At 72.1% G+C, this 15356-nt stretch carries 15 protein-coding genes; 5 read left to right on the forward strand and 10 right to left on the reverse strand.

Annotation, left to right across the window (positions count from 1 at the left end):
* Nucleotides 1–104 precede the first annotated feature (104 nt).
* Nucleotides 105–1277 carry a magnesium/cobalt transporter CorA gene (gene corA / locus ACPZVR_RS24335; RefSeq protein WP_436702273.1) on the reverse strand — a complete coding sequence of 391 codons (1173 nt, stop codon included), beginning with the start codon at nucleotides 1275–1277 and terminating at the stop codon, nucleotides 105–107.
* A 335-nt stretch (nucleotides 1278–1612) separates the two neighbouring features.
* Here corA and ACPZVR_RS24340 point away from each other — a divergent pair, with 335 nt between their 5' ends.
* From ACPZVR_RS24340 to ACPZVR_RS24360, 5 genes are all read left to right on the forward strand, one after another.
* Nucleotides 1613–3052: a glyceraldehyde-3-phosphate dehydrogenase gene (locus tag ACPZVR_RS24340; RefSeq protein ID WP_436702274.1), complete on the forward strand. Its 1440-nt coding sequence runs from the start codon at nucleotides 1613–1615 to the stop codon at nucleotides 3050–3052.
* A 121-nt stretch (nucleotides 3053–3173) separates the two neighbouring features.
* A complete protein-coding gene (locus ACPZVR_RS24345; RefSeq protein ID WP_436702275.1) occupies nucleotides 3174–3845 on the forward strand; it encodes a hypothetical protein in 672 nt (223 codons plus the stop codon).
* Nucleotides 3846–4177: 332 nt separating this feature from the next.
* On the forward strand, nucleotides 4178–4732 hold the full coding sequence (locus tag ACPZVR_RS24350) for a C40 family peptidase (protein ID WP_436702276.1): 555 nt from the start codon (nucleotides 4178–4180) through the stop codon (nucleotides 4730–4732).
* 76 nt (nucleotides 4733–4808) lie between these two features.
* Nucleotides 4809–5135: a DUF4031 domain-containing protein gene (locus tag ACPZVR_RS24355; protein WP_436702277.1), complete on the forward strand. Its 327-nt coding sequence runs from the start codon at nucleotides 4809–4811 to the stop codon at nucleotides 5133–5135.
* Between the two features lie 82 nt (nucleotides 5136–5217).
* Nucleotides 5218–6483, forward strand: coding sequence for a calcium-binding protein (locus ACPZVR_RS24360; RefSeq protein WP_436702278.1), 1266 nt, complete (start codon nucleotides 5218–5220; stop codon nucleotides 6481–6483).
* Nucleotides 6484–6535: 52 nt separating this feature from the next.
* Here ACPZVR_RS24360 and ACPZVR_RS24365 read toward each other — a convergent pair whose 3' ends face one another.
* From ACPZVR_RS24365 to ACPZVR_RS24405, 9 genes are all read right to left on the reverse strand, one after another.
* On the reverse strand, nucleotides 6536–7366 hold the full coding sequence (locus ACPZVR_RS24365) for a crotonase/enoyl-CoA hydratase family protein (RefSeq protein ID WP_436702279.1): 831 nt from the start codon (nucleotides 7364–7366) through the stop codon (nucleotides 6536–6538).
* A complete protein-coding gene (locus ACPZVR_RS24370; RefSeq protein ID WP_436702280.1) occupies nucleotides 7363–8418 on the reverse strand; it encodes an LLM class F420-dependent oxidoreductase in 1056 nt (351 codons plus the stop codon). The genes ACPZVR_RS24365 and ACPZVR_RS24370 overlap by 4 nt, the downstream gene beginning before the upstream one ends.
* Before the next feature lie 165 nt (nucleotides 8419–8583).
* A complete protein-coding gene (tdh, locus tag ACPZVR_RS24375; protein WP_436702281.1) occupies nucleotides 8584–9609 on the reverse strand; it encodes an L-threonine 3-dehydrogenase in 1026 nt (341 codons plus the stop codon).
* Between the two features lie 17 nt (nucleotides 9610–9626).
* Complete coding sequence (locus tag ACPZVR_RS24380) at nucleotides 9627–10760, reverse strand: aminotransferase class I/II-fold pyridoxal phosphate-dependent enzyme (RefSeq protein ID WP_436702282.1); 1134 nt, start codon at nucleotides 10758–10760, stop codon at nucleotides 9627–9629.
* 46 nt (nucleotides 10761–10806) lie between these two features.
* Complete coding sequence (locus tag ACPZVR_RS24385) at nucleotides 10807–12114, reverse strand: NAD(P)/FAD-dependent oxidoreductase (protein WP_436702283.1); 1308 nt, start codon at nucleotides 12112–12114, stop codon at nucleotides 10807–10809.
* Between the two features lie 126 nt (nucleotides 12115–12240).
* Nucleotides 12241–13092, reverse strand: coding sequence for a substrate-binding periplasmic protein (locus ACPZVR_RS24390; RefSeq protein ID WP_436702284.1), 852 nt, complete (start codon nucleotides 13090–13092; stop codon nucleotides 12241–12243).
* A complete protein-coding gene (locus ACPZVR_RS24395; protein ID WP_436702285.1) occupies nucleotides 13089–13820 on the reverse strand; it encodes an amino acid ABC transporter permease in 732 nt (243 codons plus the stop codon). Before ACPZVR_RS24395 ends, ACPZVR_RS24390 begins: the two co-directional genes overlap by 4 nt.
* A gap of 2 nt (nucleotides 13821–13822) precedes the next feature.
* A complete protein-coding gene (locus ACPZVR_RS24400) occupies nucleotides 13823–14470 on the reverse strand; it encodes an amino acid ABC transporter permease (protein ID WP_436702286.1) in 648 nt (215 codons plus the stop codon).
* Nucleotides 14471–14473: 3 nt separating this feature from the next.
* Nucleotides 14474–15223 carry an amino acid ABC transporter ATP-binding protein gene (locus tag ACPZVR_RS24405; protein ID WP_436702287.1) on the reverse strand — a complete coding sequence of 250 codons (750 nt, stop codon included), beginning with the start codon at nucleotides 15221–15223 and terminating at the stop codon, nucleotides 14474–14476.
* Nucleotides 15224–15356 lie beyond the last annotated feature (133 nt).

Below are 15356 nucleotides of genomic sequence, written 5' to 3' on the forward strand. Positions count from 1 at the left end.
TCAGATACCACTTCGTCTACCGGGGCTCGTGCCTGTCCTCGTGGACCGACACGCAACGACCTATTGGCGGAACCTCTTAGTTACAAGCGGCGCGGCGGCTCTCCCTAGATCCAGCCGCGGCGACGGAAGACGGCGTACAGGCCGACGCTGACCATCGCCATCAGCACCACCGCGAACGGGTAGCCGAGGCGCCAGTGCAGCTCGGGCATGTGGTCGAAGTTCATGCCGTAGACGGTGCCGATCAGGGTGGGGGCGAACAGGATGGCCGCCCAGGCGGAGATCCGCTTGACCTCCTCGTTCTGGTCGAGGCTCGCCTCGGTCAGCGCCGTCATCTCCTCGTTCTGCTTCTGCGCGACCAGGGTGGCGTTGACGGTGAGGATGTCGCGCAGCAGCTGCCGGAAGCCGTCGACCTGCTCGATGACCTGGGTGAGGTGGTCGTCGACGTCGCGCAGGTAGCGCTGCAGCTCGTCGTCGGTGCCGTACTTCGAGAAGCCCAGCGTGAGCTGGCGCAGCACCGTGGCGAGCGGCCGGGTGGCGCGCTGGAACTCGATGACCTCGCGGGTCAGCTCGTAGATGCGTCGCGACACCGCCGGGTCGCCGCCGAACACCTCGGTCTCGATCTCGTCGATGTCGTTCTCCAGACCCGCCACGACCGGGAGGTAGCCGTCGACGACGCGGTCGAGGATCGCGTAGAGGATCGCCTCGGGCCCCAGGCGCAGCAGGTCCGGGTTGCTCTCGAGACGGCGGCGCACGGCGGCGATGTCGGGCGCCTCGGCATGCCGCAGCGTGACCACGAAGTCGCGGCCGACGAAGACATGCACCTCGCCGAACTCGACCTCCTCGACGTCATCGAGATAGCGCGCCGCCCGCAGGACGACGAAGAGCGTGTCGTCGTACCGCTCCAGCTTGGGCCGCTGGTGGGCGACGATCGCGTCCTCGACCGCGAGCTCGTGCAGCCCGAACTCCTCGGCCAGGGAGGCGAGCTCGTGCTGCTCGGGTCGGTAGAGCCCGATCCAGGCGATGGCCTGCTCGTTGTCGTTGAGCGCGCGGTAGCTCTCGGCGAGCGTGGTCGGCGACGCGACCCGGTCACCGTCGACGTACACCGCACTGTCGACCAGGCTGGTCCCGGCCGGCCGGGCGGCGAAGGAGTCGGCCAAACGGATGGGCCCGGCCCCGTCGTCAGGTACGACGCCGGCGCCGGTCGTCAGCGCCTGCTGCGGTCGGCGTACCCGGCCCGTGAGGGAGCGGATCGGCTTGAAGGATCGGTTCTCGGACATGCGGCATCCTCAGGGTGCGGAGGGCGCACCCGGGCGCCGGCGTGACCGGTCGTCACGTGCGTGGCGCGGAACCGAGCGGGACCCTCAGGGACGGTCGAGCGGAGCGGGGATACGACTGGGAGGTTGGCCTTCCATCGCCGACCACCTCCTCGCTCCGGACTCCTGAGGTCGACACCATAATAGGCGCACGGGCACCGGGGAGACACCTCGCCGACCGCGACCGGAGCGCCGGCATGTGACTGATCGCACGCGCCCACCCGACGGCCCGATGAGGGGGCCACCGCACCCGGGGCCTACGATCGAGCCGCTTTGGTCGACCGTGACAAGGGGAAGCGTTGAGCACCACCGAAGACAAGTTCACTCGCTGGAAGCACCACGAAGAGCTGGCCGAGGCGATGATCCCCATCGTCGGCAAGCTCCACCGCGAGAAGGACGTGACGATCCTTCTGCACAGCCGCTCGCTGGTGAACAAGTCGGTCATCGACATCCTCAAGACCCACCGCTACGCGCGCCAGATCGACGGTGTCGAGCTGTCCGTCCGCGACACCTTCCCCTTCCTCGAGGCGATCGCCGCTCTCGACCTCGGCGCCGCCAAGGTCGACCTCGCGCTGCTGATCCGCGCCTACCGCGCCGCCGAGGGCTCCCCGTCGATCCCCGACTTCACCGCGGAGGCCCTCGCCGAGGCCACCGGGGAGAACAAGAGCCCGGCGCCCTGCCCGAAGGACGTCGTCCTCTACGGCTTCGGCCGGATCGGTCGTCTCGTCGCGCGCCTGCTCGTCGAGAAGTCCGGCTCCGGCAACGGCCTGCGCCTGCGCGCCGTCGTCGTGCGCAAGGGCAAGGGCGACGACCTGAAGAAGCGCGCGTCCCTGCTGCGTCGCGACTCGATCCACGGTGCCTTCAACGGGTCGATCACGGTCGACGAGGAGAAGAACCAGATCATCGCCAACGGCAACGTGATCCAGGTGATCTACTCGAACTCCCCCGAGGAGGTCGACTACACCGAGTACGGCATCGACGACGCGATCCTCATCGACAACACCGGCATCTGGCGCGACCGCGAGGGCCTGTCGACCCACCTGCGTCCCGGCATCGCCAAGGTGCTGCTGACCGCGCCGGGCAAGGGCGACGTCCCGAACATCGTGCACGGCGTCAACCATCTCGACGTCGACCTCGACGAGAAGGTCCTGTCGTGCGCGTCCTGCACGACCAACGCGATCGTGCCGCCGCTCAAGGCGATGGAGGACGAGTTCGGCATCGTCCGCGGCCACGTCGAGACGGTGCACTCGTTCACCAACGACCAGAACCTGCTCGACAACTACCACAAGGCCGACCGCCGCGGCCGCTCCGCGCCGCTCAACCTGGTGATCACCGAGACCGGCGCCGCCTCGGCCGTGGCGAAGGTCCTCCCCGACCTGCAGGCCCGGATCACCGGCAACTCGATCCGCGTCCCCACGCCCGACGTCTCGATCGCGATCCTGAGCCTGCAGCTCAAGCGCGAGACCACCCGCGACGAGGTCAACGACCACCTGCGCAAGTCCTCGCTGGTCGGCCCGCTGGCCCGCAACCTCGACTACACGACCGCCTCCGACGCCGTGTCCACCGACTTCATCGGCGCCCGCGCGGCCTCGATCGTCGACGGCGGCGCCTCCATCGTCGACGGCGACTCGGCCATCCTCTACGTCTGGTACGACAACGAGTTCGGCTACTCCTGCCAAGTGCTGCGCACCGTGCAGTACATCTGCGGCGTGGAGTACACGACCCTCCCGCGCGTCTGACCCGGACTCCGAACCACCGCGGCGCCCGGGCGCCGGGTGCGCCGGTCCCGGCCCCTTGCGAGGGGCTCGGGGCCGGCGCACACTGCATTTGAGGGGGGTTTCACACACGGAAGGTGGAGCCATGAACGACAGCCCGGAAACCGGCGTCGACGTCCTCGCCGACACCATCGTCCAGACCCATGCCGTGCTGCACGCCCGGATGCGCAGCGCCGAGGCCTGCCGCCCGACGCCCGATGCGCCCCGCGCGGCGTACGGCGCCACGGACCCGTTCCTGGCGAGCACCAGTCGCCATGTCGCGGCCGCCAACGCGATCCTCGTGCCGGCCGCGCGGCGCAGGCTCGGCGAGGGACACCGGCGCGCCCACGAGTTCGCCCGGCAGAGCCGGCGGCTCGAGGTGGCCCTGGTCGACCTCAAGGCGAAGCTCTACGGCTCGACCTACGCCGTACGCCGCACCTGGACCTCGATCTGGGGCCGGGTCGAGGACGAGCTCGCCCGGATGCGCACCCTCGAGCTGCAGCTGGTCGACGACCTGGCCGCGACGACCTCGGCCCACGAGCGCGAGGAACTGGCCGAGCGCCTGTACCGCTGCGAGCGACGGGTCCCGACCCGCCCGCACCCCTACCTCCCCCACCACGGCGTGACCGGGCGGGTGGCCCGGCGGGTCGCGCTGCGCGTCGACCGGTTCTGGGACACCGCCGAGGGACGCATGGTCCCGGAGCCGGTGCGTCCGCGCCGGGCCCGCGACGGTCGCCTCGCGCAGTACCTCCTGGCCGATCCGCACCTCCCGGGGTGACCGGAGCCGCCGATCACGGCGGCCGTTACATCGGATCGGGTGAGGATCGCCACCCCGTGAACGTGACGTCGGCCACTGCGCCCGCGCGGGCGCGCGGGTCGAATGGTCGGTCGAGACCTCCCCGACCGGGGAGGCCGCCCACGTCGCGCCGAGGCCCGCGCTCGACGGTGGGGAGACATCGACCACGATGAAGTAAGCGCGGGCACGGGGGACCCGAGCAGCACGCCGGAGAGATCCGGCTCGGGGCGAAGGGATGACACGTCCCTGGGCACCAGCAGCCCAAGCCCGACAGGTCATCCCTCGCAGGCGCCGCTGACGGAGTTCCCCATCTGATGTCCACCATCGCCTCGCGCGCTGCCGCGCGCCTGCTCGTCGTTCCCGCCCTCGCCGCCGCGTGCCTGTTCTCGCCGGCGCCCCAGGCCCACGCGGACGACGACATCGTCTCCACCCTGACCCCGGCCGAGCAGAACAAGGAGCACACCGCCGACGGCTCGGCCGACGGCGAGAAGTCCAAGAAGGAGAAGGCCGAGGAGCGCGCGCAGAAGCGCATCGACAAGGTCATGGCCACGGTCCGCTCGCGGGCGGGCAAGCCCTACGCGTACGGCGCCGCCGGCCCGAACGCCTTCGACTGCTCGGGCCTCGTGCAGTGGGTCTACCGCCACGTCGGGGAGCACCTGCCCCGTACCTCGTCCGCCCAGGCCGGCGCCACCCAGCGGGTGCGCAGCCCGCGGGTCGGCGATCTGGTGTTCTTCACCAGCGGCGGCCGGGTCTACCACGTCGGCATCTACGCCGGCGACCGCATGCTGTGGCACGCCTCCCGTCCCGGCGTGCCGGTCCGCAAGGACCGGATCTGGACCGGCTCGGTCTTCTACGGCCGGGTCCGCTGACCCCGGCGACGTCGGGCGCCGGCACTGCGTATGAGGCAGTGCCGGCGGCCGAGTGACGCGGCACTAGGTTCTCCTCATGACCGTCTACGTCGACGACATGCAGCGACCCGCGATCGTGGGTCCGGTCGACGGGATCTGGTCGCACCTGCTGTCCGACCTCCCCGGCGAGGCCGGCCGCCGCGAGCTGCTGGCGTTCGCCGAGCGGCTCGGCATCGAGGCCCGCTGGATCCAGAACCCGGGCACGGCGACCGAGCACTTCGACGTCACCGAGCCCACCCGGCAGCGGGCGCTGGCCCTGGGCGCGGTGCCGATCGCGTACGGCCGCGCGGTCGCCGCGATCACCCGCGCGAAGCGGGACGCGGAGGACCTGCGGCCCTTTACTCCGGACGAAGCCCGGGAGTAGCGTGCGAGAGCGCCGTCGGCATGGGGAGTCGGACGGCCGTCTCGGGACCACTCGTCCCAGGCTGCGCTCGGAAGGCTTCCTCGTGACTCCTGCTCTCACTCCTCGGTCCACCCGGATGCTGGCGGCCGGCCTGCTGGCCGCCGGCGCACTCGCGCTCCCCGCGGCAGCACCGACGGCGAAGGCCGCGCCCGCCTGCGCGCCGGCCCGGCCGGCCACCACGTTCACCGCGACGGGCGGCGTGCAGACCTGGGTGGTGCCGCCGGACGTCCAGCGGGTGCGTCTCTACCTCGTCGGCGCGCCCGGCGGCAGCTCGATCGGGGCGGGCGGCCGCGGCGGGTTCCTGATGGTCCCGGGTGTGCCGGTCTCCCCGGGCGGGACCCTCCAGGTCCTCGTCGGCGCCGCGGGCGGCAACGGGCAGCCGGGCCAGACCGGCGGCGGCGGGGGCGGAGGATCGTTCGTGGTCACCAGCCCGACGGCCGGCGGCGTCCTCGCGGTCGCCGGCGGAGGCGGTGGCGCGGGCGTCGGCGGCGCCGGCCTCGACGCGAGCCTGACGCCGACGGGCGCGAACGGCGCACCCGCCGGGGCCGGCGGTTCCGGCGCCGGCATCGACACCGCCGCCGGCGGCGGTACGACCGGCAGCAGCCTGGCGGCGCTCGCGCACGGCGCACGCATCGGGGCCGCGGCGGAAGACGGGGACGACGGTGGCGGGGGCGGGGGCGGCGTCATCCTCGACGGCACCGACGCCGGCGGCGGTGCCGGTGGCGAGGGCGGCTGGGCGATGGGCAGCGGCGGCGCCGGCGGCGCCGGTGTCGTGCTCGACGGCGGTGCCGGAGGCACCGGCGGCTCGGGCGGCTTCGGCGGCGGCGGAGGCGGTGGCACCGCCGGCGGAGGTGGCGGCGGGTACGGCGGCGGGGGCGGCGGCGGGCTCCTCGACGGCGTGTCGGGCGGGGGCGGCGGGGGCGGCAGCTACAGCACCGTGCCGCCCGCGGAGGCCGGCATCGCCCCGACCGCGACGAGCGGTCAGGTCGTGATCACGCCGGAGGGCGGCTGCGGACAGCCCGTCCCGGCGACCTGCCGCGGACGTTCGGCCACCCTCGTCGGGACGACCGGCGACGACGTCCTGGTCGGCACCCCCGGCCGCGACGTCATCGCGGGCCTCGGCGGCCGCGACCGGATCCGCGGTCTCGGTGGACGCGACCTGCTCTGCGGCGGCCCGGGCAACGACGTGCTCCGTGGCGGTCCCGGCAAGGACCGGCTGTACGGCGACGGCGGTCGCGACCGGCTCGACGGTGGTCCCGGCCGCGACCGACTCGTCGGTGGCGGCGGTCGCGACCGGGTCACCGGCTGACCAGGCGACCGGCTGACCAGCCGCCCGCCGGACCGCCCGGGCCCGGGCTCCCTCAGCGGCCGGTGAACTCCGGCGGCCGCCGCTCGAGGAACGCCAGCATCGCCTCGTCGAGGTCGTCGCTGAGGAGGAACGCCGAGTTCCACACGGCCGTGTAGCGCAGGCCGGCCTCCACGCGCGGGCCCCGCTCGGCGTCGAGGACGTCCTTGACGCCGCGCAGCACGAGGGGCGAGTTCGCGGCCATCCGGGCGGCGAGGCCGGCGGCCGCCGTACGGGCGTCCTCGGCGGTGGGATGGACCTGGTTGACCAGCCCGATCCGCTCGGCCCGGGTCGCGTCGACGTCGTCGCCGGTGAGGGCGAGCTCGCGCAGGTGGCCGTCGCCGATCACGCCGACGAGGCGCTGCAGGCTGCCGAGGTCCGCGACGATCCCGACCTTGGCCTCGCGCACGCTGAAGACCGCGTCGGCCGAGGCGACCCGGACGTCGCAGGCGACCGCGAGGTCGACGCCGCCGCCGATGCACCAGCCGGTGACGGCGGCGATCGTGGGCTTGCGGAGGCTCGCGACGACGTCGAGCGCCGCCTGCCAGCGGCGGATCAGGGCCATCAGCTCCTGACGGGCGCCGGCGTGGGTCGCGGCGCGCAACGGCGCGAAGGTCTGGGCCGCCGCCGCGAGGTCGAGCCCGTAGGAGAAGTGCCGGCCGGCGCCGGTCAGCACCACCGCCCGGACCGCGTCGTCGGCGTCGAGCTCGGTGAACGTCGCGTCCAGCTCGGCGAAGAACGCGTCGTCCATGACCGCCTTGCCGCCGGGGCCGGCCAGCGCGACGGTGGCGACGGCGCCGTCGCGGGTGATGGTGAACCGGCGCTCCCGGTCCGCGGGGGCGCTCACGGAGCGACCTCCCGCACGATCTCGGCGAGCCGACGCACCTGGCTCACCTTCTCCTCGTCCATCGCGGCGAGGGGGTTGAGCAGGAACGTGCGCACGCCGGCGGCGTGGAACTCGGCCACCTGCCGCCGGATCGCGTCCTCGTCACCGAGGAGGGTGACCGCGTCCACGAGCTCCTGCGGTACGGCGGCCGCGGCCTCCGCCTTGCGCCCCGACAGGTAGAGGTCCTGGATCTCCTTGGCCTCGGCGTCGTAGCCGTAGCGGCGGGCCAGCTGGTTGTAGAAGTTCTTGTCGCGCGCCCCCATCCCGCCGACGTACAGGGCCAGCTGGTTGCGGATCGCCTGCAGCGCCTCGGGCGAGGGATCGCCGAGGTGGAAGGCGATCTGCAGCTGGATGTCGAGCTCACCGAGAGCGGCGTCGCGCTTGGCGAATCCCTCCGCGAGCGGCTCGCCCCACGCGAGGTCGACCTTGCCGGGGTGGAAGAAGAGCGGCTGCCAGCCGTCGGCGAGCTCGGCGACGAGCGCGACGTTCTTCGGGCCGAGGGCGGCGACCGAGATCGGGATCTCGCTGCGGACCGGGTGATTGATGATCTTGAGCGGCTTGCCGAGGCCCGAGCCGCCCTTCTCCTTCGTGAGCGGGACGTCGTAGTGCGTGCCCTCGAACTCGACCGGCTGGCGCTTCCACACCTGGCGGCAGATCTCGATCACCTCGCGGGTGCGGCCGAGCGGAGCGTCGTACTTCACGCCGTGGAAGCCCTCGATGACCTGCGGGCCGCTGGCGCCGAGGCCGAGCGTGAAGCGGCCGTCGGAGACGAAGTCGAGGCCCGCGGCGGTCATCGCGGTGAGCGACGGCGTGCGGGTGTAGATCTGGAAGATGGCCGACATCAGCTCGAGCCGCTCGGTCTTGGCGGCGATGTAGCCGAGCTGGCTGACCGCGTCGAAGGAGTACGCCTCCGGCATCGCGACCAGGTCGAGGCCGTTGCGCTCGTACTCCTGGAGCAGTTCCACGGTCTCGGCGAAGCCGCCCGAGTAGTCGATGATCATGCCGAGTCGCATGGGAGTCTCCTCACTACGTCTTCTTCTGGAACGGGCTGCGACGGCGGCCGGGGCCGGTCATCGTCCGGCCGGCCGACACAGGAGCCGTCCCCGCCGACGACAGCATCTGCGCCACCCTCTCACGCGCGGGCGTCCGCAGCCGCGCGAGACCGCGCGCACCAGCGATCAGTCGACCACGAGCACGATCTTCATCGCCTCGTCGGACGACATGAGCCCGAACGCGCGGTCGTAGTCCTGGATGGCGATCCGATGGCTGATGACCGGGTCGAGGCGCAGCCGGCCGCCGACCAGCATGTTCTCGACCTGGTACCAGGTCTCGAACATGCGGCGGCCGAACACGCCATGCACGGTCGCGCCCTTGAAGACGACGTCATTGAGCAGGTCGAGCTCGACGGGCTGCGTGGGCACGCCGAGGAGCGCCGCGGTCCCTCCGCTGCCCAGGGACCGCAAGCCCTGTCGGATCGCCGTCGGACTGCCGCTCATCTCCAGCAGCACGTCGGGGCCCGCTCCGCCGGTCAGGCGACGCGCCTGCTCGGGCCACTCCGGGTCCTCGCCCTGCAGCGCGTGGTCGGCCCCCATCTCGAGCGCGAGATCGAGGCGTCGGGCGCTGAGGTCCGTCGCGATGATCGTCCCCGCGCCCGCGGCGCGGGCGATGGCGATCGCGATCGCGCCGATCACCCCGGCCCCGGTGACCAGGACAGTGCGACCGGCGACGTCCGCGGTCATCACCGTGTGCATCGCGTTCCCGATCGGGTCGAGGATGGCGGCGATGTCGTCCGACACGGCGTCGTGCACCGGCCACACGTTCGCCTCGGGGAGCAGGACGTACTCGGCGAAGCAGCCGTCGACGCCGGCCCCGAGCACCCGCACGCGGCTGCAGACGTGTCCCCGACCGGTGCGACAGGGCTGGCAGGCGCCACAGGCGAGGTGGCCCTCTCCGCTGACCCGCTGCCCCTCGCGCACCCGGGTCACGGCCTCCCCCACCGCGGCGACGCGCCCGACGAACTCGTGCCCGACCGTCGTCCCCAGGGTGACGTGGTCGGCGGTCCAGGGCGCCCACTCGTAGATGCCCTTGTCGGTGCCACAGACCCCCGCGCGGGTCACCGCGACGAGCACCTCGCCGGCGCCGGGCTCCGGGACGGGGACGTCGTGCGCCACGGTGAACCCGTGCGTCGGGGTGGTCTTCCTCAAGGCGAACATCGCTCGCGTCAACTCCTGTCGGTGGGTTCGAGCCGAGCGGCCTCGGCGAAGATGTCGATCGCCGCGTCGATGTCGTCGGCGGTGTGCGCCGCCGAGATCTGGACGCGGATCCGGGCCGTCCCACGCGGGACGACCGGATAGCTGAACGGGGCGACGAAGGCCCCGAGATCCCGGATGATCCGGGCGACCCGCGTGGCGCGCTCGTCGCCGCCGAGCATGACCGGGACGATCGGACCGGGGCTGTCGAGCAGCTCCCACCCCGTCTCCTCCATGCCGCGACGGAAGCGGGCGACGTTGCCGCGCAGCAGCTCCAGACGGCTCGGGTCGTCGCGGAGGACCCGGATCGCGGCGAGCGCCGCTCCGGCGGCCGCGGGCGGCATCGGACTGGTGAAGATGAAGAAGCGGCCGCGACCGCGCACCTCGTCCACGATCTCGCTCGGTCCCGCGAGGAAGCCACCGAGCCCCGCGCCGAGGGCCTTGGAGAAGGTCCCGGTGCGGATGGTCGACGCGGCGCTCCCGTGGTGCTCGACCGACCCGCGTCCGGTACGGCCGACGACGCCGACGGCGTGGGACTCGTCGACGACGAGCTCGGCGCCGAGGTCCGCGACAAGGGGCTCGAGCTCGTCGAGCCGGGCCACCGACCCCTCCATGCTGAACACGCCGTCGGTGACGACCAGGTTCCGGGCGCCACGCTCCAGCTCCGTGCCGAGGCTCGCCAGGGACTCCAGGTCGTCGTGCCGATACACCCGCGTCCGGCCGCGCGCCAGCCGACAGCCGTCGACGATGCTCGCGTGGTTGTACTCGTCGCTGAGGATCGTCGCCGCGGGCGTGTCCGCGAGGGTCTGCACCGTCGCGCAGTTCGCGGCCGTGCACGAGTTGAACAGCAGCACCGACGCGGAGCCCAGGTAGTCGGCCAGCTCGTCGGCCAGCTCCCGGTGGACCCGGGTGAGCGCGATGCTCGGGTTCAGGCCGATGCCGGTGCCGTGGGTGTCCAGTGCTCGACGGGCACCGGCGAGCACGCGCACGTCGGCCGCCAGCCCGAGATAGTCGTTGGACGAGAGCATGATCAGCTCGCGACCGTCCAGCTCGATGCGGCCCGACAGGCGCCCGTCGGCGGTCGGCCAGGGGACCTCGTCACTCACGCGTACTCCTCAGCTCGGGTCCAGAACGCCGCTCCGCACGGGCGGGTCATCCCATGACCCCGCGGCTGCCGTCCCGGTCGACCGGGCGCCTCCTGCTGTAGTGCGCCAGGTCGACCGTGTGGCCGGTGCGCGGGAGGCTCAGCTGGACCGGGTGGGTGTCATGGTCGCGACCGCTCTCGGACGCGCCGATGATCGCGGCGAGCACGTCGCCCACGATCGGAGCGTTCTTGAACTGGTTGCCACTGGTGCCGATCGCGACGTAGTAGCCGCGGAGCGAGGTCTTGTCGTAGATCGGGGTCCAGTCGTCGGCGACGTCGTAGACCCCGGCGATGCCCCGGGGGACGTTCGGCACCGCCAGCGTGGGGACCCGTCGGGCGGTTCGGATCACCTGGGCGTCGAACACGCTCTTGGTCGGGCCGGGACCGTAGTCGTCCGGATCGTCGAGCCACTGCATCGGGTCGCATGCGGGCTCGGTACCGCCGATGAGCAGGTCGCCGTTCGGGGTTCCCCGGAAGTACGTGCCGAGGTCGAGGTCGCCGACGAGCGGAACCAGCCGGTCGCCCCCGAATCCCGCCGGAGCGGCCACCTGGTGCACCTCCTGCCGCATCGGCCGGGTGCCCACGTTGAAGTCGTCGGCCGCCCCGGCGAGAGCGTTGATCACGGCGGAGTGGGGGCCGGCAGCGTTGACGACCATGCGGACCGGCACGGTCACCCCGTCCTTGACCTCCACCCCCGTGACGGCTCCGTCCGCGCGCCGGATGGCGGTGACGGGTGTGTTGAGACGGAACTCGGCTCCGTGGCTGCGCGCGGCGGCCATGAGGTTGTGGGCCGCCAGGGCCGGGTCGTCGACGAACCCGCTGTCGGGGACCCAGTAGCCTCCGAGCTCGTCCGCGGAGTCCTCCCAGAAGGCCGGATCGCCCACCTGCTTGGGCGGGTAGTGGCGGCCGGGATCGAGCACCGGCAGCCGCGAGCGGAGCGTGGCGGCGTCCCACCGCTCGTAGGGCACCCCGACGCGGTCGAACAGGTCGAGGACCTGGCGCGTGTCCTGGTCGGGTGAGTCCAGCACGACGCCGCCGGTCCTGATGAAGCGGGCCATGCCCGCCTCGTCGGCCACACCGAGATGACGGTCCCAGTCCTCCCACATCGCATGGGACTCCCACGCGATCGCGACACCTTCCCAGGTGGAGTAGTTGAACCGGATGTTGGCCGAGGACGCACTGGTGGATCCGCTGCCCACGGCGCCGGCACGGTCGAGGACGCAGACGCGGTAGCCGTCGCGAGCCAGCGCGTGGGCGATCGAGCAGCCGACGACGCCGGCGCCGATGATGGCGGCGTCGTACGAGGGTTGTTCCATGGGAGAGCCTCCGATGGTGGGAGTGGGGTCGGCCGGAGCCGCCGAACGATGGTGCGAGCCGGACGCCGGGGCCTGAGGCGACCGGCGTCGGCGAGAATGGAGGAGGGACGGCCTAGTGCCGCGTCACTAGGAGCCCGCGGGACCCGCCAGGCCCGGATCCATCCCGTTGTCCTTCAGCGCGGTCGCGACGCTGCCGTCGCCGATGAGCGTCTCGATGTCGTCGTCGACGACGCCGATCAGGTCGGTCTTGTCCTTCGGCAGCGCCATCACCACCTCGTTCTGGCTCATCGAGGCGGGGATGTCCGGTGTCGCCTGGAAGCTCGTCACCGTGAGACCGGAGTCCTGCTCCGCCCGGAAGCCGGCCTCGGCGCTCGTGAGCACGGCGGCGTCGACGCGGCCGTTCTTCACGTCGGTCAGCAGGCTCGCGGAGTCCTGGTAGAGCTTGACGTTGTCGTCTCCGAGCGCCTGCTGGAGGTCCTCGTTCCAGAGGTAGCCCTGGATCACGCCCACGGTCTTGCCCCGCAGTCCGTCCAGCGTGCCGTCGAGGTCGTCCTTCGACAGCAGCGCCATCCCGTCGCGGTACATCGGCGCGCTCAGGCCCAGGGTCTGCGCCCGCTCCTCGGTGTAGTAGATGCCACCGATGACGATGTCGGCCCGGCCGGCCTCGATGCTGGCCAGGCCGGCCGCGGCCGAGACCGCCTCGGCCTTGAGCTCGAGACACTCGAGCTCGGCGATCTTCGCCACGATCGAGCCCTCCACACCGCCGTACCCGTCGCCGTCCTTGACCGTGTAGGGCGGCGTGACGTAGACGAGGACGTTCAGCTCGCCCTCCGACAGCGTCTCCACGCCCGGATGGGCCGGCGTGCAGTCCGCCGGCGGCGCCGATGCTCCGGGCTCGTCGGACGTGCCGCAGCCAGTCACAGCTGCCGTCGTCAGTACGCCGAGCAGGGCGGCGACGAGGGGGGAACGAACCTTCATTGCTCTCTCCAATCTGAGGGGGTGTCCTTCGAGGTGCCAGCCGTGGCCGGCCGTCCCGCCGACAACGCACCCGAGGCGATGGACGGAGCCCGTCGTGGCCACCGCGCCCGCATCAGCGCGACGGCGGCGAGCGAAATGGCGGCATAGACCAGTCCGGCCAGCGTCAGCGCGGCCGTGAACCGGTAGGTGATCGACGCCGCGCTGTAGGCGCGACTGAGCAGCTCGGGCACGGAGACCGCGAACGCGAGGGAGGTGCCCTGGTAGAGCAGGATGCAGAAGCCGACCAGCGGCGGGATCACGGCCCGGATCGCCTGGGGCAGCACCACCAGCCGCAGCTCCTTGCCGTGGCTGAGCCCGAGCGCCTGACACGCCTCACGGTGACCGGCGGGGACCGAGTTGATCCCGGCGCGGAAGATGTCCGCCGTGTAGGCGGCCGTCGTGAACGCGAGGGCGATCGCGGCGGACACGAAGCTGCTCCAGGTCAGGCTCAGCTGCGGCAGTCCGTAGTAGACGAAGTACAAGACGACGAGCGCCGGCGCGCCGCGCCCGATCTCCACGACCAGGGTCGCGGGCCAACGGACCGCGCGCCGTGGCGCCGTCATCGCCAACGCCAGGCACAGACCCAGGGGCAGTCCGATGAGCAGGCTGACGCCGGTCAGCTCCAGGGTGACCCTGAGCCCGTCGAGGAAGTCCGGCAGGTAGTCCTGCCACTCGCTCAGCATCGACATGGTCAGCTCCCCACCAGCCGCCGCGACAGCGCCCGATCGGCGCCCCGGGCCACGACGGCGAAGGGCACTCCGAGCGCGATGTACAGCAGGCCCGCGAGCGTGAAGTTGCCCAGCCCGTTCAGGTCCTGCTGCGTGAGCTGAACGGCGTGGAAGGTGATGTCGGTCGCGCCGATCACCGACGCGATGGCGCTGTCCTTGAGCAACGCGATCGCGAAGGTCGCCATCGGCGGCACGACCACGACGAGGGCCTGCGGCAGGATCACCCGGGCGTACGCCTGGCCGCGCGGGAGGGCCAGCGCGCGGGTCGCCTCCCACTGCCCGGCGGGGATCGCGTTCAACCCGGCTCGATAGGCCTCGGACAGGTGCGCGGCATAGATCAGCCCCAGGCCGATGACCGCTGCCTGGAAGGTCGTCAGACGCACCGAGTCGCCGCTGCCCAGCGAGTAGTAGATGAGGAACAGCCACACGATCGGCGGTACGGCGCGCAGGATCTCGACGACGACCACCGCGGGCAGGCGCAGCCACCACGACCCGGATCGACGCAGGACGGCGAGGGGCAGCCCGAGCAGGGCAGCCAGGACGAAGGATGCGAGCGTGATCTCGACCGTCTGGGAGATGCCCGCGGCGAGCTCGCTGAGGACGGTGCCCACGACTCAGCGGTTCCTGACCGCGTTGAGGAAGCGCTGGGTGCGCGGATGCTGGGGATCGCGCATCAGCTTGCCGGCGGCGTTCTGCTCGACGACGCGACCGTCGGCCATGAACACCACGCGATCGGCGACGTCCTCGGCGAAGTGCATCTCGTGGGTGACGATGACCATGGTCATCCCCTCCGCGGCGAGAGCGCGCATGGTGGTCAGGACCTCGGCCCCGAGCTCCGGATCGAGGGCCGACGTGGGCTCGTCGAAGAGCATCACCTTGGGCTCCATCGCCAGCGCGCGGGCGATGGCGATGCGCTGCTGCTGCCCACCGGAGCACTTGCCGGGCTTGACGTCGGCATGGCCCGCGAGACCGACATGCGTCAGCTGCCGCAGCGCCCGCTCCCGGGCCTGCTCCCGGGACAGTCCGAGGGTGTGGACCGGCGCGAGCATGACGTTCTGCAGCGCGGTCAGGTGCGGGAACAGGTTGAAGGACTGGAAGACCATGCCCACATCGCGCCGCAGTGCGTCCAAGGTCCGCCGCGAACCGCCGACCTCGACCCCCTCGAGGAGGATCCGGCCCTTGCTGGGCGGCTCCAGGAAGTTGATCGAGCGCAGCAGGCTGCTCTTGCCGGCGCCGCTCGGCCCGATCAGCGCGACGACCTCGCCGGCCGCCACCTCCAACGAGACGTCGTGGACGACCTCGTGGTTCCGGTAGGCGACACAGACCCCGTCGAGAGCGAGCAGAGGCCGGGGCTCCGGGCTCATCCTCGACCGCTCAACCCGGCCGAGGCCGGAACCTGGACGGCAGTGCCTCGCCAGCACCCACCGCCTGCGATGTGGTCGTCGTACCAGTGCTTCATGTGCCCTACCTCCACGGCCTGATCGGTCACCAAGTATG

Source organism: Nocardioides segetis, assembly GCF_051390595.1.
GTDB lineage: Bacteria > Actinomycetota > Actinomycetes > Propionibacteriales > Nocardioidaceae > Nocardioides.

Coding starts and splice junctions, on each gene's coding strand:
- corA (WP_436702273.1), bottom strand. CDS start 1,277: ATGTCCGAGAACCGATCCTTCAAGCCGATCCGCTCCCTCACGGGCCGG.
- ACPZVR_RS24345 (WP_436702275.1), top strand. CDS start 3,174: ATGAACGACAGCCCGGAAACCGGCGTCGACGTCCTCGCCGACACCATC.
- ACPZVR_RS24350 (WP_436702276.1), top strand. CDS start 4,178: ATGTCCACCATCGCCTCGCGCGCTGCCGCGCGCCTGCTCGTCGTTCCC.
- ACPZVR_RS24355 (WP_436702277.1), top strand. CDS start 4,809: ATGACCGTCTACGTCGACGACATGCAGCGACCCGCGATCGTGGGTCCG.
- ACPZVR_RS24370 (WP_436702280.1), bottom strand. CDS start 8,418: ATGCGACTCGGCATGATCATCGACTACTCGGGCGGCTTCGCCGAGACC.
- ACPZVR_RS24385 (WP_436702283.1), bottom strand. CDS start 12,114: ATGGAACAACCCTCGTACGACGCCGCCATCATCGGCGCCGGCGTCGTC.
- ACPZVR_RS24390 (WP_436702284.1), bottom strand. CDS start 13,092: ATGAAGGTTCGTTCCCCCCTCGTCGCCGCCCTGCTCGGCGTACTGACG.
- ACPZVR_RS24395 (WP_436702285.1), bottom strand. CDS start 13,820: ATGTCGATGCTGAGCGAGTGGCAGGACTACCTGCCGGACTTCCTCGAC.
- ACPZVR_RS24405 (WP_436702287.1), bottom strand. CDS start 15,223: ATGAGCCCGGAGCCCCGGCCTCTGCTCGCTCTCGACGGGGTCTGTGTC.